This window comes from Streptomyces sp. P17 (assembly GCF_032436805.1).
In the GTDB taxonomy this organism is placed as follows: Bacteria; Actinomycetota; Actinomycetes; order Streptomycetales; family Streptomycetaceae; genus Streptomyces.
This window is the reverse complement of the sequence record NZ_JAVRBF010001433.1, coordinates 1-239: the sequence shown is the minus strand read 5'-3', so window position 1 is coordinate 239 and position 239 is coordinate 1. Positions and strand designations below refer to the sequence as shown.

The following is a 239-nucleotide window of genomic DNA, read 5'->3' as shown; positions in this document are numbered from 1 at the left end:
CACGGCAACCGCACAAGGCCATGGTCACCTCCAGTTCCTCACGCAACAGCCTGAGCAGATGGGCCACGCCCAGCGCTCCGGCAGTGGCCAATGCATGCACATAAGGCCGACCTATCAGCACCGCATCGGCGCCCAGTGCCAGAGCCTTGAACACATCACTGCCACGGCGGATGCCGCCGTCCACCAGCACAGGGACATCTGCGCCTAGCTCGGCACGAATCGACGCCAGCGAGCGCAAC

The 239-nt window shown here is 64.9% G+C and carries 1 protein-coding gene; it reads right to left on the bottom strand.

Annotation, left to right across the window (positions count from 1 at the left end):
- On the bottom strand, nt 1-184 hold a 184-nt coding region (locus RMT89_RS45245; RefSeq protein ID WP_315889569.1), incomplete at its 3' end, for an alpha-hydroxy-acid oxidizing protein.
- Between the last annotated feature and the right edge of the window lie 55 nt (nt 185-239).